The organism is Streptomyces sp. NBC_00239 (assembly GCF_036194065.1).
Lineage (GTDB): Bacteria > Actinomycetota > Actinomycetes > Streptomycetales > Streptomycetaceae > Streptomyces.
On record NZ_CP108095.1, the window covers coordinates 5,440,713 to 5,459,175 of the forward strand.

The 18,463-nt window shown below is 72.2% G+C and carries 15 protein-coding genes; 11 read left to right on the plus strand and 4 right to left on the minus strand.

Annotated features, from left to right (window positions below):
• The first annotated feature begins 8 nt into the window (after positions 1–8).
• Together OG764_RS23940 and galE are read left to right on the plus strand one after the other, a co-directional pair.
• A complete protein-coding gene (locus tag OG764_RS23940) occupies positions 9–1,676 on the plus strand; it encodes a glycosyltransferase family 2 protein (RefSeq protein ID WP_328970478.1) in 1,668 nt (555 codons plus the stop codon).
• Between the two features lie 62 nt (positions 1,677–1,738).
• Complete coding sequence (galE, locus tag OG764_RS23945) at positions 1,739–2,743, plus strand: UDP-glucose 4-epimerase GalE (RefSeq protein WP_328970479.1); 1,005 nt, start codon at positions 1,739–1,741, stop codon at positions 2,741–2,743.
• Between the two features lie 611 nt (positions 2,744–3,354).
• Here the strand turns inward: galE and OG764_RS23950 are convergent.
• From OG764_RS23950 to OG764_RS23960, 3 genes are all read right to left on the minus strand, one after another.
• Positions 3,355–5,268: a glycosyltransferase family 2 protein gene (locus OG764_RS23950; RefSeq protein ID WP_328970480.1), complete on the minus strand. Its 1,914-nt coding sequence runs from the start codon at positions 5,266–5,268 to the stop codon at positions 3,355–3,357.
• Between the two features lie 127 nt (positions 5,269–5,395).
• The gene (locus OG764_RS23955; protein WP_328973139.1) at positions 5,396–6,565 is read right to left on the minus strand and encodes a glycosyltransferase; all 1,170 of its coding nucleotides are present in this window, start codon (positions 6,563–6,565) and stop codon (positions 5,396–5,398) included.
• A gap of 47 nt (positions 6,566–6,612) precedes the next feature.
• Positions 6,613–9,456, minus strand: coding sequence for a bifunctional glycosyltransferase/CDP-glycerol:glycerophosphate glycerophosphotransferase (locus OG764_RS23960; protein WP_328970481.1), 2,844 nt, complete (start codon positions 9,454–9,456; stop codon positions 6,613–6,615).
• 266 nt (positions 9,457–9,722) lie between these two features.
• Here OG764_RS23960 and OG764_RS23965 point away from each other — a divergent pair, with 266 nt between their 5' ends.
• The 7 genes from OG764_RS23965 to OG764_RS23995 all read left to right on the plus strand — a co-directional run bounded on the left by OG764_RS23965 (position 9,723) and on the right by OG764_RS23995 (position 16,402).
• Positions 9,723–10,745, plus strand: a complete 1,023-nt coding sequence (locus OG764_RS23965; protein WP_328970482.1) for a glycosyltransferase family 2 protein — start codon at positions 9,723–9,725, stop codon at positions 10,743–10,745.
• A complete protein-coding gene (locus OG764_RS23970; protein WP_328970483.1) occupies positions 10,742–11,149 on the plus strand; it encodes a GtrA family protein in 408 nt (135 codons plus the stop codon). Before OG764_RS23965 ends, OG764_RS23970 begins: the two co-directional genes overlap by 4 nt.
• Before the next feature lie 135 nt (positions 11,150–11,284).
• Positions 11,285–12,418 carry a glutamate 5-kinase gene (gene proB / locus OG764_RS23975; RefSeq protein ID WP_328970484.1) on the plus strand — a complete coding sequence of 378 codons (1,134 nt, stop codon included), beginning with the start codon at positions 11,285–11,287 and terminating at the stop codon, positions 12,416–12,418.
• A 90-nt stretch (positions 12,419–12,508) separates the two neighbouring features.
• Positions 12,509–12,913, plus strand: coding sequence for a hypothetical protein (locus OG764_RS23980; RefSeq protein ID WP_443056027.1), 405 nt, complete (start codon positions 12,509–12,511; stop codon positions 12,911–12,913).
• A gap of 254 nt (positions 12,914–13,167) precedes the next feature.
• Complete coding sequence (locus OG764_RS23985) at positions 13,168–14,451, plus strand: glutamate-5-semialdehyde dehydrogenase (RefSeq protein WP_328970485.1); 1,284 nt, start codon at positions 13,168–13,170, stop codon at positions 14,449–14,451.
• 76 nt (positions 14,452–14,527) lie between these two features.
• Positions 14,528–15,136, plus strand: a complete 609-nt coding sequence (locus OG764_RS23990) for an SCO2584 family spore wall biosynthesis protein (protein WP_328970486.1) — start codon at positions 14,528–14,530, stop codon at positions 15,134–15,136.
• A 141-nt stretch (positions 15,137–15,277) separates the two neighbouring features.
• Positions 15,278–16,402, plus strand: coding sequence for an SCO2583 family membrane protein (locus tag OG764_RS23995; RefSeq protein ID WP_328970487.1), 1,125 nt, complete (start codon positions 15,278–15,280; stop codon positions 16,400–16,402).
• Here OG764_RS23995 and OG764_RS24000 read toward each other — a convergent pair.
• On the minus strand, positions 16,365–17,501 hold the full coding sequence (locus OG764_RS24000) for a M48 family metallopeptidase (RefSeq protein ID WP_328970488.1): 1,137 nt from the start codon (positions 17,499–17,501) through the stop codon (positions 16,365–16,367). The two genes, OG764_RS23995 and OG764_RS24000, sit on opposite strands and share 38 nt — an antisense overlap.
• A 134-nt stretch (positions 17,502–17,635) precedes the next feature.
• Between OG764_RS24000 and OG764_RS24005 the strand changes: the two genes are divergently transcribed.
• Together OG764_RS24005 and nadD are read left to right on the plus strand one after the other, a co-directional pair.
• Positions 17,636–17,800 carry a hypothetical protein gene (locus tag OG764_RS24005; protein ID WP_328970489.1) on the plus strand — a complete coding sequence of 55 codons (165 nt, stop codon included), beginning with the start codon at positions 17,636–17,638 and terminating at the stop codon, positions 17,798–17,800.
• Positions 17,801–17,838: 38 nt separating this feature from the next.
• A complete protein-coding gene (nadD, locus tag OG764_RS24010) occupies positions 17,839–18,456 on the plus strand; it encodes a nicotinate-nucleotide adenylyltransferase (RefSeq protein WP_328970490.1) in 618 nt (205 codons plus the stop codon).
• Positions 18,457–18,463: the final 7 nt, after the last annotated feature.

An 18,463-nucleotide genomic window follows, 5' to 3' on the forward strand; every position in this document is an offset into this window, starting at 1 on the left:
ATCCCCGGGTGAGTAACGTGCTCGACCAGAAGGTCGGTGGAATGGACGCCTCCACCGACCGCGGCAGCGGCAGTGTCTGCGTCGTCGTGATCGCATACAACGACGCCGAGCTCGTGGGCGAGGCCGTGTCTTCGGCTCTCGCCCAGGGCGAGGTGGTCTCGGAAGTCATCGCGGTGGACGACGCCTCGTCCGACGGCACCCCGGGGGTGCTGGACGAGCTGGCCGCGGTGCATCCGCGGCTGCGGGTCATCCACCGGACGCAGAACAGCGGCGGCTGCGGCACCCCGCGCAACGACGGCATCAAGGCCGCCACGGCGCCGTACGTGCTGTTCCTGGACAGCGACGACGTGCTGCCGCCGGGGGCCGCCGCGGCTCTCGTGGCGGCCGCCGAGCGGCACCGGGCACCGGTGACCGTCGGCTCCTGCGTCCGCCGCGAGCTGCCGCAGGAACACGACATGCCGTGGGTGCCCGGGCTGTACGAGGCCCCGTCGGTGATAGACCGGCCGGCCGACATGCCGGGGCTGGTCCGCGACACCCTGTGCGTCAACAAGCTGTACGACCGCTCCTTCCTGGACGAACATTCCATCCGGTTCCCCGATGGCCGTTTCGTCTACGAGGACTTCGTCTTCACCGCGCGGGTCCTCGCGGCCGCCCCGCGCATCGCCGTGATCCCCGAGCTCGTCTACGTCTGGCACGTGCGCCGCAGCGCCGCCCAGGTGTCGATCTCCCTGGACCGCGCCGACATCGGCAACTGGGAAGCCCGGATCACCGCACACCGCAAGGCCGTCGGGATCCTGCGCGAGGCCGGTGCCGACGCCCTCGTCACCGCCTGCCGGATCAAGTTCCTCGAATACGACCTGCGCATGTACCTGCGCGAGATCGGCGGGAACGCGGACTACCAGGCCGCCTGGTGGACCATGACCCGCGCCTACCTCGCGGAGTTCACGGCCGACGAGATCGCCGGCGCCGGCACCTGCGCCCGCTGGGCCGCACACGTCGTACTGGCGACCCCGCGGCCGCCCGCCGACCTGGAGCGGCTGGTCCAGTTCGCGGCCGAACCGCCCCGGCTGCTGCCGCCGTACGCCGTGGCCGACGGCGAACCGGTGTGGAGCGCGGAACTCCCCGGCGCGCGCCTCGACGGACTCGCGGACCTGCCGCTCGCCGAACTCCCCGTCACCGTGGACGCCCGCCTGGTCACGAGCCTGGCCGGCGAGCTGAAGGTGCACGTGCACGACCTGTACGGCCGCCTCGCCGAGGCCGGACCGCGCAGCGTGCACCTGGAGTTCGACACCCGCCGCGGTGACGAGCCCGCGCTCAGCCGCCCCGTGGACCTGCACCCCGACGGCGACGGAGGCTGGACCGCACGGCTGCCCGTCGGCATGACCGCGCTGGCCGCCGCCGGCCGCCGCCGCGGCCGCCGCGGCCTGCAGGTGTGGGACGTCCGGCTGCGCGTGCACTGCGCCGACGGCGGCTCCCTGCTGGCCTCGCTGCGCCCGCACTCCGAACGCCTCCGGCGCACCGCCCTGGTCAGCAGCCGGTACGGTGTTCTGCTGGTGCAGCCCTACATGACGGCCGGCGGATCGCTGGCCCTGCGCCTCGCACCGGGACTGCACGGAGCGGTCAGCCTGGTCAGGAACCGCATCGACCGGGCGCGCATGCGGCGGCAGAACCGCTGAGCGCTCGCAACGCCCGGAGCGCTCGGACCGCTCGATCAACGGACAGGACTCGGGAGATACGAATGACGTTTCTGATCACCGGCGGCGCCGGCTACATCGGTTCGCACGTGGTCCGGGCGATGACGCTCGCGGGCGAGCAGGTCGTCGTCCTCGACGACCTCTCCACCGGCGACGAGGACCGGGTGCCGGAGGGCGTCCCGCTGGTGGTCGGCTCGGTGCTGGACCGGCTGGTCCTCGACCGCACCATCGCGGAGCACCGGGTCACCGGCGTCGTGCACCTGGCGGGCAAGAAGCAGGTCGGCGAGTCCGTCGACAAGCCGCTCTGGTACTACCAGGAGAACGTGCAGGGCCTCACCGTCCTGCTGGAGGCGGTCGCGCACGCCGGCATCCGCAACTTCCTGTTCTCGTCGTCCGCCTCCGTGTACGGCATGCCGGACGTGGACCTCGTCACCGAGGACACCCCCTGCGCGCCGATGAGCCCGTACGGCGAGACGAAGCTGGCCGGTGAGTGGCTGGTCCGCGCGGCCGGCCGGGCGCACGGCATCGCCACCGCCTGCCTGCGCTACTTCAACGTGGCCGGCACGGCGACCCCCGAGCTCGCCGACACGGGCGTCTTCAACCTGGTCCCGATGGTCTTCGAGCGCCTCGACGCGGGCGAGGGCGCCCGGATCTTCGGTGACGACTACCCGACGCCGGACGGCACCTGCATCCGCGACTACATCCACGTCGAGGACCTGGCCGACGCGCACCTCGTGGCCGCCCGCAAGCTCGCGCAGTGGGCCGGCGCCGGCGATTACAAGGACCTGACGGTCAACATCGGCCGCGGTGAGGGCGTCTCCGTCCGCGAGATGGTCGAGCTGATCAACGAGCACACCGGTCACACCGAGGAGCCCGTGGTCACCCCGCGCCGCCCCGGGGACCCGGCGAAGGTCGTGGCCTCCGCCGACCGGATCGCCGCCGAGCTGGGCTGGAAGGCGCGGCACGACGTCGACGCGATGATCATTTCGGCCTGGGAGGGCTGGGGCGCGCACCGCGTCACGGCGGGCCACCACACCGAGCAGCGCTGACCGCGCCGCGTCAACCCGGCCTCGCCGGAGCGGGCCACTCCCGGCCTCGCCGGCCCACCCGGCGCAACCTCAGCCTCGGCGGCTGCCCGTGGCGCACCCTTCAGCTTCGCCGATGCCCTGAGGGGCAACCTCCAGCCTCGCCGGCTGCCGTGGCGCAACCCCAGCCTCGCCGGCTGCCGTGGCGCAACCTCAGCCTTGCCGGCTGCCGGTGGCGCCCCCTCGGCCTCGCTGACGCCCTGAGGGGCAACCTCCAGCCTCGCCGGCGTTTGAGGCGCGGGTCCGGGCGGAGCCCGGTGCCCGGCGGAGCCGGGTTGCAGTCTTGGGGCTCCGCCCCAAACCCCGCGCCTCAAACGCCGGCGAGGCTGGATGTTGCCGCCCAAGGGTCACGCCGGGCGGTCGGCGGGGCTGGATGTTGCCGCCGAGGGGGTCAGGCCGGGTGGCCGGCGGGGCTGGATGTTGCCGCCGAGGGGGTCAGGCCGGGTGGCCGGCGGGGCTGGATGTTGCCGCCCAAGGGTCACGCCGGGCGGTCGGCGGGGCTGGATGTTGCCGCCGAGGGGGTCAGGCCGGGTGGCCGGCGGGGCTTGATGTTGCCGCCCAGGGCGAGGTTCGCCTCACGCGTCGCCGGGGGTGGCCGGCTGCGTTCGGAGCCGTGGCAGCCGGTCGGCCAGGCGTCGGAGCGGGGACGGGCGGGTGGTCACCCGTAGGGGTGAGCCGTCCGGGCCCGTGACCGGCAGGTCGCGTACGAACGTCCCCGCCTCCACGCGCAGCGCCACCCCCCAGTCACCCGCCGGCAGCCCCCGCAACGCGCACCGCAGGGACACCCGGCCCGCCTCCCCGACCGCGCAGTCGGCGGCCGCGGCCAGCAGGGGGGCGCGCCCCGGCGCGGTCAGCAGCGGCCGGACCCGGGTGCTCGGCGGACAGCCCGGCAGGGTCACCGCGGCCTCCACGCCCACCGCGCCCAGCGCCCCGCGCCGAACCCGCCCGTGCGCGTCCCGGCCCAGCGGCCGCCGGGTCGCGCCGATGTCCAGGTTGACGTGCCCGTGCGCCTCCGACAGGAACGCCGCGACCGCCGTAGGCCCCGCGGCCCGGCCCCGGTCGACCAGACGCGGCTCCGGGGCCGTGTCGCAGCCGCCGTCCTCGGGCCCCGGCAGCCACGCCTCCTTGCGCAGCGAGCCCGCCGCGACCGCGATCCGCATGGTCCACACGCCCTCCGGCAGCGGCCCGCCGTCCGCCGCGTGCCCCACGTCGACGGTGCAGCGGTAGTGGCCCTCCCCGTCCGTCTCGGCGGGCACCGCGTACGTGAAGCCCTGGCGGCGCAGCAGGATCGAGGCGGTCTGCCCCGGTCCGGGCCCCAGCGGCCCCAGCCCGGCCAGCTCGGCCCGCCCGCGCAGCCGCAGCACCGGGCCGTCCCAGTGGCAGTCGGTGAGCTCCTGGCGCAGCACCACCTTCGAGGTGAGGTCGAACAGCGCGTCCACCAGCCCGGCCGCCGGATCGCGGAACCCCGGGTAGGCGGCGTACGCCCGCCCGTCCTCGACCACGGTCGGCACGGCCGTGCCCGCCCGGTCGGCCGCGACGACCGCGGCGAGCGCGCCGAGGTCCCCGGTGCGCAGCAGGTGCGCGCGCAGCCGCAGCCCCGGCGGCAGGGCGGCCAGCACCGGATCGGTGAGCCATCGCTCGACCAGCGGCGCGGCGGCCGCGGCCATGGCGGCCCGGCCGGCCTCGTCGCGCGCCAGGAAGTGCGGCCCGAACGGCGCGAGCACCTCGCCGTGGAAGTGCCGCCGCATCAGCTTGTCGCGGTCCGGGCCGGGCGGGACGTGCGCGGCGACGAGTTCCAGCACCGAGCCGACGAAGCGCAGTTGGGCGGGCCAGTCGAGGTCCTGCCGGGTGGCGTTGCTGCCGTCCCCGCGGCCCTCCAGGTAGTAGCAGTCGTAGTCGGCGACCACCGAGACCTTGGCGGCGTTCAGGAGGCCGCGCACCGCGAACGGCAGGTCCTCGCCCACCAACAGGCCCTCGGTGAAGCGCAGTCCCAGCCGGTCGACCAGGCCGCGGCGCCACAGTTTGTAGGCGGCGAGCGTCCAGTAGACCGGCGAGTCGAAGACGCTCACGTCGGGGCTGGTCGTGCGCAGGTCCACGGGGGCGGGCCGGCCGCCGATGCCGATGATCCGCCCGTAGACGATGTCCGAGCCGTGTGCGTCGGCCATGGCGACGAGCCGCTCCAGGGCCTCGTCGCCGAGGTAGTCGTCGGAGTCGAGGAAGAAGAGGTAGTCCCCGCGTGCCCGGTCGATCCCGGTGTTGCGGGGACGGCCGGCGCCCCCCGAGGGCGGCTGGTGGATCACGGTGGTGTTCGGGCGGCCGGCCGCCCATGCGTCCAGCCACTCCCCGGAGCCGTCGGTGGACCCGTCGTCGACGGCGATGACCTCGATCCGGTCCTGGCCGAGGGTCTGGGCCGCCACCGATTCCAGGCAGCGCGGCAGGTAGCGCCGGGTGTCGTGCACCGGTATGACGACGCTCACGCGGGAGCCCATGGGCGGTCCTCGGATCTGCCGGTCCCTGCCTGCCTTTCTCATCGAGCGTACGCCGACGGGCCACCACCGCGAGGGGTGATGGCCCGTGTTCCGGCGCCCGGTGGTCCCGTGTGGTACGGGCCCGCGGTCAGCGGTGGAGCAGCGTGAAGAGGCTCTCCCAGCGGCCCGTGATCTCCTCGACGGAGTAGCGCTGGATGTCCGTACGGGCCTGCTCGCCCATCCGGTCGCGCAGCTCGCGGTCCGACATCAGCTCGTCCAGGCGGCGGGCGAACTCGCCGGTGTTCCCGGGGGGAGCGATCAGCCCGTTGACGCCGTCCGTGATGATCTCGCGGACGCCGGGGGCGACGTCGAAGGCCACGCACGGCACCGCGGTGGCCATGGCCTCCATCAGGGCGAGGGGGAAGCCCTCACCGCGGGAGGACAGGGCGAACAGCGCACTGTCGCGCAGCGCGCCCGGGACGTCGCTGGTGCGTCCCATCCACTCGACCGACGAAGCGATCCCCAGCTGCGCGGCCTGCTTCTTGAGCGCGTCCTCCTCGGGGCCCGAGCCGTACAGCGTCAGCACCCAGTCGGGGTGCTTGGACGCCAGCTCGGCCCAGGAGTCGAGGAGCAGGTCGACGCCCTTCTCCTCGTGCAGCCGGCCGATGCTGACCACGCGCTTGGCGGTGCGCCGGGACGGCTCGTCGGGGAAGAACGGCAGCGGGTTCGGCATGGAGCCCACGTTGTCCATCCGCTGGCGGATCCACAGGTCCGCGTCCTCGCGGGTGAGGGCCAGCATCCGGTCGACGTCCGCGTAGAACCGCTTGACCCGCCCGAAGCGGGAGGATTTGCGGCAGGTCTCGAAGGACTCGTGGCTCATGCCGACGACCTTCAGCCCGGAGGTGTCCGCGAGGGCCACCCACTCCATCGCCCAGACCTGCGTCACGATGACCACGGAGCCCGGGCGGGCGGTCCGGAACAGCGCGGTCATCTTGGCTGCCTGCTCGTGCATGGCCGCCTCGCGGGCCGCCCGCCGGCGCCGCTCGACCAGGTCGAGCTTGCCCTTGATGCCCTTGAGGGGCTTGAGGGACGGCGGGTGCTCGTCGTACAGGGTGGTGGTCCGGTACGGCAGGTCCGGGCCCAGGTCGGCGCGCCGGCCCTCGGGCGCCGGGACCACGCCGATCACGTGCACGCCGTGGCCGCGCTCCGCGAACAGCCGCGCCATCTGGTGCGACCAGCTGGTGATGCCGCCCAGCTCGTCCACGCTGTTGGAGACGAGGAAGATGTCGCGGGGCCGGCTCTCGTGCGTTTCGGTCATCGTCGTTCCGGTCGTTCCGGTCGCAGTCGGTTCGGTCGTCTCGGACATCAACGGCTCCACCCGGAGAAGAACGTGTCGACGATGCGCTTGGCGGCGGTGCCCTGGTCGTACTCGCCGAACTCGGCCACGAAGCGCTTGCGGGCGGCGGCGTGCGTGTCGTCCGCTGTGTCGAGGCCCTTGATGACGTCGTGGAACTCCTCCTCGGTCCGGAACACCGGACCCGGAGCGTGCTCCAGCAGGTCGAAGTAGGTGCCGCGGCCCTCGTGCACGTACTTGTCGTAGTCGTACGTGAAGAACAGCATCGGCCGGTCGAGCAGCGCGTAGTCGAACATCACGGAGGAATAGTCCGTGATCAGGACGTCGGCGAGCTGCATCAGCGGCATCACGTCGTGGTGCGCCGACACGTTGACGACCTTGCCCTTGACGGTCGGCGGCAGCACCACGTGGTTCAGGTAGTGCGCGCGGACGAGCAGCACGTACCGGTCGCCGAACTCCTCGGCGAACTTCTCCACGTCGAACGGCATCGGGAAGGCGCCGGGCGTGCGGAACGTCGGCGCGTACAGCAGCACCTGCTTGTCCGCGGGGATGCCGAGTTCGGCCGCCAGCGCGCCGCGCTCGCGGCGGCCGCCCGCCGCGTCCTCGGCCTGCCGGGCCTGCACGAGCACGTCGTTGCGCGGGTAGCCCACGCGCAGCAGCTTCTCCTCGGCGATCCGGAACGCCTTCGCGAGGGTCCGCACGTCGTGCTCCGAGCGGCACAGGAAGTGGTCGAAGCGGTTCAGGTGCTTCTGCTCGGCCGCCTGCTGCGCCTGCGTGGCCGCCTTCAGACCGGGCTGGTCGAAGCCCATCTTCTTGAGCGCCGAACCGTGCCACGTCTGGATGTACGTGGTCTCGGGGCGCTTGGCGAGCTTGAGCGGGTAGCTCTGGTTGTCCACCCAGAACTCGGCCCGGGCGAGCGCCTTGAGGTACGGCAGCGACCAGCGGCGCACCAGGTGGGCGTCCTTGGGGAAGTCCTTCGGGGCGGCGCCCGCGTACGACCAGAACGCCTCGAAGTCGAGACCGCGGGCGCGCATCTCCTCGTAGATGGCGCGCGGGCTGTCGCTGTACTGCTTGCCCAGCATGCTCTCGAAGACGACGGTGCGCTTCTTCACCGGCAGCCGGCCGTACACCTCGTGGAAGAGGCGCAGCTTGGTCTTGTCGGAGGTCAGCGTCTTGCGGAGGTCCTTGGCCTTGCGGTAGCCGGCCTTGGCGAGCTTGCCGGGCTTGCCGCGCACGGCGCTCTGGATGAGCTCCTCGATCCGCTCGTTGTCGTGCTTGGCGGAGACGAGGCGGAAGGCGAGGTGGCCCTTGGACGTGGGGTGCGGCTCGATGTGGTCGGCGACCAGCCGGGTCAGGCGGGGCTTGACCGGGAGCAGGCCGCTGCCCAGTTCGCTCTCGCGGATCGACAGCCGGGTGTTGGTCTTCTTGCCGTCCACGTCGAGGATGACGCGTACGTCCCAGACGGAGTCGATGATGCCGAGCGGGCGCAGCTTGGAGCTGAGGTCGACCTCGGCGTCCCAGGCGATGGTCCTGCCCTCGTTGCGCAGCGACTTCACGGGGAAGACGAAGGTCTGGAGGCTGCGGCGGCGGGCCCGGAACTCGATCTGGCCCTTGATCTTCGCGTCGGGGCCCATGATGCCGAGCGGGTTGGTGATCCGGCCGGCGAGGCGCACGGTGCCGTCGGACTCCGCGTACTCGGTCAGCTCGTTGCGCAGGAACATCTTCTGGACCGGCTTCTGGTGGTAGCCGAGGTCCGTGACGTCGAGGACGCTGCGGGCGAACTCGTCGTCGAGGTGTTCGGCACACCAGTAGATCCGGCCGTCGCGCTCGGTGAGCGAGGAGGAGATCTTGTCGCGGTGGATCAGGGTGTCCACGGCGGGCAGCAGGTTGTCCCAGTCGCCCTGCTGGAGCAGGTAGGCGCAGATGGCCTGGATGGGCTGCACCCGGGTGTACGCCTCGTGGTCGAGGCCGGCCAGGTAGTCGCGGGAGAGCTCGGCGAACTCGCGCCGGTAGGACTCGTCGCGGAACGGCAGGTCACGCAGATGCAGTACAAGGTCGTGCTTGAGGAACTTGACGTCCTTGGCCTTGCGCATCTCGGTCATGCCGTGCTGGTCGAGGAGCGCGTCGATCCGCCGGTGGATCTCCAGCCGGTGGATGTAGTTGCTCATCTCGTGCCGGCGGTTGGTGACCGACTTGACCTTGGCCTGTGCGTGCACGTGCCAGAAGTAGACCTGGTTCGGGATGAGGGTGATCTTCTTCGCGGCGAGGTAGGCCTCGGCGATGAACATCAGGTCCTCGTAGAGCATCCCCTTCGGGAAGCGGAGGTTGTTCTCGTTGAGGAAGTCCCGGCGGTAGCACTTGTTCGTGGAGAGGGTGTCCCACACGAACAGGTCCGGCAGCTCGCTGACCGAGGTCAGGGTGCGGGTGGTGCGGTACAGCCAGGAGTACCACTCGTCGCGCTTCTGGTTGCGGGTGTCCTTGTGGACCCGCACGCAGAGGCCGGAGACCATGTCGGCGCCGGTGCGCTCGGCGGCCTCCAGCATGTTGCGGCAGGCGTTGACCTCAAGGATGTCGTCGCTGTCGAGGAACATGACGTAGCGGCCCTCGGCATGACCGATGCCGACGTTGCGGGGTTCACCGCCCGCGCCGCTGTTCTCGGGCAGCTGGAAGGCGCGCACCCGGCCGGGGTGCGCTGCTTCAAGTTCCTTGGCGACCTCGAAGGACCTGTCCTTGCTGCAGTCGTCGACGATGACGACCTCAACACCCTCGAGGGTCTGGTCCAACACCGATTGGACGGCCGTGGGCAGCCGCGCTGCGTCGTTGTAGACGATGACGACCACGGAGACGTCGGGCACTGGCACCTCAATCCATTTGTTCTCCTGCACGCCCGTCAAAGCTACCGTGTGTTCCTCACTGGGTCGGCAGCGGGACGGCTCCCCTATGGCAGGATCTGTGCGATTTCTTCCAACCTATGGCGTCCGGCTGTGTCCAGGTTGATGCACACCTGATGGAATGAACCGGGCATACAACCATGATCCGTGCATACTGGGCGGATCGTGGTGTAAGCCGGGGCCCCGCCGCAGCGGCAGGGGTCCGTTCGCACGTTGACGGGGAAGCAGGCATGACGAAGCTGTCCGTGGTCGTTCCGTGTTTCAACGAGGAAGCGGTCGTCGACAGCTTCGACACCGAGATCCGCAAGGTCCTCGACGGACTCCCAGTCGACTACGAGGTCTGCTACGTCGACGACGGCAGCCGGGACGGCACCCTCGGCAGGCTCCGCCGGCTCGCCGCCGAACACGGCGACCGCGCCCGCTACGTCTCCTTCAGCCGCAACTTCGGCAAGGAGGCCGCCATACTGGCGGGCCTGCGCGAAGCCACCGGAGACGCCGTCGTGATCATGGATGCCGACCTCCAGCACCCGCCCGAGCTGATCGGCCGCATGCTGGAGCTCTACCGGCAGGGCCACGACCAGGTCATCGCCCGCCGCTCCCGCGAGGGCGACAAGAAGATTCGTTCCGCCCTAAGCCGCCTCTACTACCGCGGCGTCAACCGGTGGGTCGACGTCGAGCTCGCCGACGGGGTCGGCGACTTCCGGCTGCTCTCCCGCCCCGCCGTCGACGCGCTGCTGTCGATGCCCGAGTACAACCGCTTCTCCAAGGGCCTCTTCTCCTGGATCGGCTTCGACACCGTCCACTTCGACTACCGCAACGCGCAGCGCGAGGCCGGCGAGACCAAGTGGAAGTTCGGCGCGCTGCTGAACTACGGCATGGACGGCCTGATCTCGTTCAACAACCGCCCGCTGCGCATCGGCATCTGGACCGGCGCCGCCCTCACCCTCCTCGCCGGCCTCTACGCGCTGTGGGTCATCGGCATGGCCCTCGCCTTCGGCGTCAGCGCCCCCGGCTACGTCACCCTCGTCGCCATCACCGTCGGCCTCGGCGGGGTCCAGCTGGTGATGCTCGGGCTGATCGGCGAGTACATCGGCCGCATCTACTACGAGACCAAGCGCCGGCCGCCGTTCCTCGTCAAGGAGTCGCACGCCCCCACCACCAGCTCCGCCGAGCTCGCCGCCCGCCTCGCCAAGGCCGCCTGGGCCGCCCGCGCCGGGCTCGGCGATCCCGTCGTCAGGCTCGACCGCCGATGACGACCCCGCCGCCCGCGCGCAGCCAGTTCCCGCAGATCCTCCGCTTCGCGCTGGTCGGCGGCGTCAACACGGCGACCTTCTTCGCCTTCTACCTGCTCCTGCACCCGTGGCTGCCGTACTTCGCCGCGTACACCGTCGCCTTCCTGCTCAGCATGGTCGGCTCCTTCTTCCTCAACACCTACTTCACCTACCGCACCCGGCCGACCTGGAAGAAGTTCCTGCTCTTCCCGCTGACGAACGTCACCAACTACGTGATCCAGTCCGCCGGGCTGTACGCGCTGGTCGCCTGGGCCGGCATGGACTCGCGCACCGCCCCGCTCGCCGCCGCGGCCGCCGCGATCCCCGTCACCTACCTGCTCTCCAAGCGGATCCTGCTCTCCCGCCCCGCCGCCCGCGCCTCCTGAGCCCGCCGTCCGCGCGCCGCGGCCCGATCCCTGCGGCCCGGCCGCCCGACCCCGCCGTCCGCGGACCGGAACGGGACGGCGGCCCCCGCCGGTCACCCCGTAGATTGGTGGCCCTCATCACGTGGTGCAAAGGGGATGGACGTGTCAGCGGCAAGGCAGGGAGTCACCGACGCCCGCAGGATCGTCGTCAAGGTCGGCTCCTCCTCCCTCACCACCGCCTCCGGCGGGCTCGACGCCGACCGCGTCGACGCGCTCGTCGACGTGCTCTCCAAGGCCCGCAGCGGCGGCGAGAAGGAGATAGTGCTGGTCTCCAGCGGCGCCATCGCCGCCGGCCTGTCCCCGCTCGGCCTGCGCCGCCGCCCCAAGGACCTGGCCCGCCAGCAGGCCGCCGCCAGCGTCGGCCAGGGCCTGCTCGTCGCCCGCTACACCGCCTCCTTCGCGCGCTACGGCGTCCGCGTCGGCCAGGTGCTGCTGACCACCGACGACACCAGCCGCCGCGCCCACTACCGCAATGCCTACCGGACCCTCGACCAGCTCCTCGCCATGGGCGCCCTGCCCGTCGTCAACGAGAACGACACGGTGGCCACGGACGAGATCCGCTTCGGCGACAACGACCGGCTCGCCGCCCTCGTCGCCCACTTGGTCCGCGCCGACCTCCTCGTCCTCCTGTCCGACGTCGACGGCCTCTACGACGGCGACCCCGCGCTGCCCGGCACCACCCGGATCGACGAGGTCCGCGGCCCGCAGGACATCGCGCACGTCAGCATCGGCAGCGCGGGCAAGGCGGGCGTCGGCACCGGCGGCATGGTCACCAAGGTCGAGGCGGCCCGGATCGCCGCCGCCGCCGGCATCCCGGTGGTCCTCACCTCGGCGAGCCAGGCCGCGGACGCGCTGGCCGGCCGGGTCACCGGCACCTACTTCCACGCCACCGGCCGCCGCTCCGCCGACCGGCTGCTGTGGCTCCAGCACGCCTCCACCCCCCAGGGGCACCTCGTGCTCGACGAGGGCGCGGTCCGCGCGGTCACCGAGCGCGGCAGCTCGCTGCTGCCCGCCGGCATCGCGGCCGTCGAGGGCGACTTCACCGCCGGCGACCCGGTGGAACTGCGCGACGGGACCGGGCGGGCGGTCGCCCGCGGCCTGGTCAACTTCGACGCGAAGGAGCTCCCGCAGCTGCTCGGACGTTCGACCCGGGAACTCGCGAAGGAACTCGGGCCCGAATACGAGCGCGAGGTCGTACACCGCGACGATCTGGTCCTGCTGCAGGGCTGAGGTTCGGTAAAACCGGAGCGCCGCGGCGCTCGGACTGGTCAACTTTGATGGCGGAGCAATGAAGGACGGACGCAACCAGGGAGGCCGCCGGTGAGACGAACGCGCCCGGGGGAGCGAGCGCTGACCAGCGTCGAAACGGGCGACGACGTCGTCGCGTCCCGCCTGTGGCACGTCACGCTGAGCGTCTCGGGAACCCCGGCCCCGCTGGCGGACGTCCGCCGGGCCCTCGAACAGCTCGCCCACGACCACCCCTTCCTGCTCACCAGCCGGTACGCCGCCGACCACGCGGAGATCCGGTACTGGGAGGAGGCGCGCGACCTCCACGACGCGGCGGCCGTCGCGCTGCGGCTGTGGGGGGAGCACCGGTCCTCGGCGAAGCTCCCGCCGTGGGAGATCGTCGGCCTGGAGGTCATCGACCGCGCCACCTACCACCAGCGGGTGGCCGAGGGCTACGGCCCACCGCCCGCCTCCCCGGTGGGCGTCCACCCGTACTGACGGTGCGAGCACGAAAATCCAGCCTCGCCGGCGTTCGAGGCGCGGGGTTCGGGGCGGAGCCCCAAGCCGAACCCGGCTCCGCCGGGCACCGCGCCCTGCCCGGACCCGCGCCTCGAACGGCCGCGAGGCTGACATCGCCCCGCGCGTCAGCGAGGCCGAAGACGGTGCGGCCCAGCCAGCCGGCGAGGCCGGGACCCGTCTCGGGGGCTGGAATCGCGCCGGGCCCGCAGGGCCGCGGGTACTACCCTGCAGCCATGACGACCTCGCTCAACGCCGCCTCCGACTCGCCCGTCATCGCGACCGCGCACCGCGCCCGCACCGCAGCCGCGGCCCTGGCCCCCCTGCCGCGGTCCGCCAAGGACACCGCGCTGCTCGCCATCGCCGACGCCCTGGAGGCCCGTACCGCCGAGATCGTCGAGGCCAACGCCGTCGACATCGCCAAGGCCCGCGCCGCCGGCACCAGCGAGACCGTCGTCGACCGGCTCACCCTCACCCCCGACCGGGTCCGCGCCATCGCCTCCGACGTCCGTGACGTCGCCGCCCTGCCCGACCCGGTCGGCGAGGTCGTCCGCGGCTCCACCCTCCCCAACGGCATCGACCTGCGCCAGGTCCGGGTCCCGCTCGGCGTCGTCGGCATCATCTACGAGGCCCGCCCCAACGTCACCGTGGACGCCGCCGCACTCTGCCTGAAGTCCGGCAACGCGGTCCTGCTCCGCGGCAGCTCCTCCGCGTACGCGTCCAACACCGCCCTCGTCGACGTCCTGCGCGACGCCGTGGAGAGCACCGGCCTGCCCGCCGACGCGGTCCAGCTCGTCCCCGGCGAGAGCCGCGACTCCGTCCGCGAGCTGATGCGCGCCCGCGGCCTCGTCGACGTGCTCATCCCGCGCGGCGGAGCCTCCCTGATCCGCACCGTGGTCGAGGAGTCGACCGTTCCGGTCATCGAGACCGGCACCGGGAACTGCCACGTCTACGTGGACGCGCAGGCCGACCTCGCCATGGCCGTGGACATCCTGGTCAACTCCAAGGCGCAGCGGCCCTCCGTCTGCAACTCCGCCGAGACCCTCCTCGTCCACCGCGACATCGCCGCGGACTTCCTGCCCCGCGCCCTGGACGCCCTCGCCGAGGCCGGCGTCACCGTGCACGGCGACCCCGCCGTCCTCGGATACGCCGGCGACTCCAAGGTGACCGCCGTACCGGCCACCGAGGAGGACTGGGAGACCGAGTACCTGTCCTACGACATCGCCGCCGCCGTCGTGGACTCCCTCGACGACGCCGTGGCCCACATCCGCCGCTGGACCTCCGGCCACACCGAGGCGATCGTCACCACCTCGCAGGCCGCCGCCCGCCGCTTCACCCAGCTGGTCGACTCGACCACGGTCGCCGTGAACGCCTCCACCCGGTTCACCGACGGTGGCCAGTTCGGCTTCGGCGCGGAGATCGGCATCTCCACCCAGAAGCTGCACGCCCGCGGCCCCATGGGCCTGCCGGAGCTCACCTCGACCAAGTACATCGTCACCGGCGACGGTCACGTTCGGTAGTCGCCCGCTCGACTCCGTGTGGCTGAAATGCGCGCACACCCTGCCCAAAGCAGCCCCTCAGGTCTACGCTGGTGCCGTGCCGGACGACGTGGGGGGCAAGCCGTTCCCGGACGGACGGGAGCCCGACGACGACCGCGGAGGCGCGGATCAGGACTTCGCCTCCGTGGTGTTCGACGAGGCCTTCGTCCGGGGCGCACACATTCATGAGCCGACCGCCGCCGAGCGGACCCGGGCGGCCGCGCAGGCGCGCGCCGAGGCCGAGGAGGCCCGCGCGATCGCGCGCGGCCGACCGGCCGCCGACGACGGCTTCGAGAGCTACGACGGCTACCTGGACCGCTACGGGTACGGCTACGGCCCGGACGGCGAGCCCTACGGCTTCGGCCCGGACTACGCCTACGGGTACGGCTTCGGCTACGGCCCGTACGGGGCGTACGGCGGGGCGTTGCGCCCCTACCGCGGCCGGGCCCGCTGGCACCGCCCGGTGGCCTGGATCCTGGCCGTGGTGATGGGCGTCGGCATGGTCGCCCTCGCCTTCACCGCCGTCTACCGCGGTGCCTCCGACGACCGCCGGGACCAGGCACCCCCGCCCGCCACCACGGGCATCGGCACCGGATCGGGCAGCCGGCCCGAGCCCGGACACGTCACGGGCGGCCTGGGCGGCCCGCCCGTCGTCCTCGCCCCCTGAGCCGCCCTCCGCGTACCCCCTCGGAAATCGGGGAAGTTCCCCGGCACGGAGGCGTTTACCTGCACCGCCTGAGACGAACCCTGAAGGTACGGCCCTCCGGTGCAGGGCCTCTCATGCGGGCTTCTCATGCGGGGAGAAGCGATGGCAGCGCCCGGAGATCCACCAGAAGTGCCCGACGGCATCGGCGGTGCCGACGACGAATACCGGTCCGTGGTGTTCGACGAGGATTTCGTGCGCGCCGCCCGGCTCCAGGAGTACAGCGCGCAGGAGCGCCTCGGTGAGCACAGCCGCGCCGTGCGCAGCCGGTCCATGTGGGGAGCCGGCTCCGGTGGCTCCGCGGGCGTCCGGCGCGGCCGCCAGGGCCTGCTGCTGGTGCTGGTCATAGCCCTCGCCTTCGGCGCCGCCGTCTTCATGGGCCTGCGCCACCCGTACGTGCCGCGGCCCGTGAGCCACACCGATCCGCTGAGCATGACCGTGGTCCCCCTCGCCCCGCAGGGCCCCGTCCCCGGCGGCCGCCCCGGCGAGCTGTACGAGGCGTCCCCGGCGGCGGGGTTCCGGGTGGGCGCGGCGGGCATCACGCTGCCGGCCGTCCGCCGCACGGCGCACTTCTCGGCCGAGCAGGTGCTCGCCGCGCTCTCCACCGCCAAGGACTACCTCGTGCAGTCCTCCTTCGACCCCGACGTGCTCACCGGGGCCGCCACCCGGCCGGTGCGGATGCTCATCGACCCCGACCAGGTCACGCAGTTCGACGAGAGCCTGAGCAGCCCGGCCGCCGACGGGCGGCACGCCGCGACCGGCTGGCTGGTGCGCTTCGACCCGGGCACCGCGCTCGTCGCCGACTCCCGGGTCCGCGTCTCGGGAACCATGTCCTTCGCCGAGGCGGGCCCGGACATGCTGGAGGTCGCCACCGACCACACCTTCGTCTACGCCGTCCGCCCGGCCGTCCCGGGGCCGCAGGCCGACGCCGCCCGGCCGGCCACCGCCTCGCTGTTCACCGTCCGCCGCGAGCTGCGGCTGCGCTTCGACCGGGAGGACCTGGAGGTCCGGCGGGCGGAACTGTTCTCCGCGGCCGTGCTGGCCGGGCCGATGGACTGCGCCGCCGACCCGTCCGCCGCCTTCCGCCCGCTGCTCGCCGGAGAGCGGGGCACCGGCACCGGGCCGGCCGCCACCGACCCCTTCCGGGCCGGCCACCCGAACACCGGCGCGGGGCTGTGCGGCGTGCTCGCCGCTACCGCCCAGCCGAGCCCGGCGCCCCCTCGCCGGTAGCACCGCCGTCGTCGCCCTTGCCGCCCGTACCGGCGCTTGTGCCCGTACCGCCGGCGCCCGTGCCGCTGCCGCCCGTGCCGCTTCCCGTGAAGCGGTCGCGCAGGCGGCCGCCGAGGTCGCCCGCGCCGCCGGCCAGGTCGCCGACCAGCTTCATCAGCGGGTCCTTGCTGGTCCGCACCGAATCGGCGTAATGGGAGGCCGACTGGCGGAAGGAGTCGGTGACCGAGGTGTCCCGGTCCTCCTCCCGCCGCGGGTAGTGGCCGTCCATGATCCGCTGGTAGTCCCGGGTCGCGGCCCACTTGCGCAGTTCGGCCGCACGCACCGTGGCGAAGGGATGCGTGCGCGGCAGCACGTTGAGGATCTTCAGCACCGAGTCGCGCAGGTCGCCGCTGGCCTCGTACTCCTCGGCCTGGGCCAGGAAGGCGTCCACGTCCATCTCGTGGAGGTGGTTGCCGCCGGCGAGCTTCATCAGGCCGCGCATGGAGGCCTGGAGGTCCTGCCCCACCAGCAGGCCCGCGCGGTCGGCGGACAGTTCCGACTTGCGGAACCACTCCCGCAGCCCGGTCACGATCGTCGTGATCGCGACGGTGCCCAGCGGGATCCACGCGATCTTCAGCGCGAGGTTGGTCAGGAACAGCAGGACGGTCCGGTAGACCGCGTGCCCGGACAGCGCGTGGCCCACCTCGTGGCCCACGACCGCCCGCATCTCCTCCTCGTCGAGCAGCTCCACCAGCCCCGTGGTCACCACGATGATCGGCTCGTCCAGCCCGATGCACATGGCGTTCGGCTTCGGGTCCTGCTGCACGTACATCTGCGGGACCCGCTCCAGGTCCAGGACGTGGCAGGCGTCCAGCAGCATCGCGTGCAGCCGCGGGAACTGGGTCGGCCCGACCCGCACCGAGTCGGACAGGAACAGCAGCCGCAGGCTGCGCTCCGGAAGCATCCCGCTGAGCGCCTTCAGCACGGTGTCGAAGCCGGTCAGCTTCCGCAGCGCGACCAGGGCCGACCGGTCCGCCGGATGCTCGTACGCCCGTGAGGAAATGCCCGCGAACCGCCGCCGTTCGCGCCCCGGCAGCCGCCCCTGCGTCTGGTCGGACATCGACTTCCCCCTTGCTCGTGCGTGTCTCCACCCTCCCAAACGCCTGAGTCGGCGTGAGCGTGCCCGGAGCACCCGCATACGATGTGGGCGAAGTCTCTCCGCCCGATCTCCGACACTGATAGGTCCCCTGCCTGATGAGCCTCTCCAGCACCGCCAACAGCCTGGTCGCCCTCGCGTCGGAGGGTGCCGAGCACGGTGGCAACCACGACAGCCTCAGCCCCTACCTGACCGGTGGCGGCGCGCTCTTCGCCCTCCTGCTCCTGCTGTGGATCACCACCCGCCTCAACCGCGACCGCTGAGTCCGGACCGCTCCACCGGGCCAGTAGGCTCTGCACGCATGGGAGAGCAGGAAGTGCCTACCGGTCCGGTCAAGCGCCGACTCGGAGTCATGGGCGGGACATTCGATCCGATCCACCACGGACACCTGGTGGCCGCCAGCGAGGTGGCCGCCCTGTTCCACCTCGACGAGGTGATGTTCGTACCGACGGGCGAGCCGTGGCAGAAGTCGCAGCGGGCCGTGTCGGCCGCCGAGGACCGCTATCTGATGACGGTCATCGCGACGGCGTCCAACCCGCAGTTCTCGGTCAGCCGCATCGACATCGACCGCGGCGGCCCCACGTACACCATCGACACCCTGCGGGACCTGCGCTCCCTCAACGACGACGCCGACCTGTTCTTCATCACGGGCGCGGACGCGCTGGCGCAGATCCTCACCTGGCGGGACGCCGAGGAGCTCTTCTCGCTCGCCCACTTCATCGGAGTCACCCGCCCCGGGCACATACTGACCGACGACGGTCTCCCCGAGGGCAAGGTCTCCCTGGTGGAGGTGCCGGCGCTCGCGATCTCGTCCACGGACTGCCGTGACAGGGTGGCCCAGGGCGATCCCGTCTGGTACCTGGTGCCGGACGGCGTGGTGCGCTACATCGACAAGCGTGAGCTGTACCGGGGCGCCTGAGGGTTCC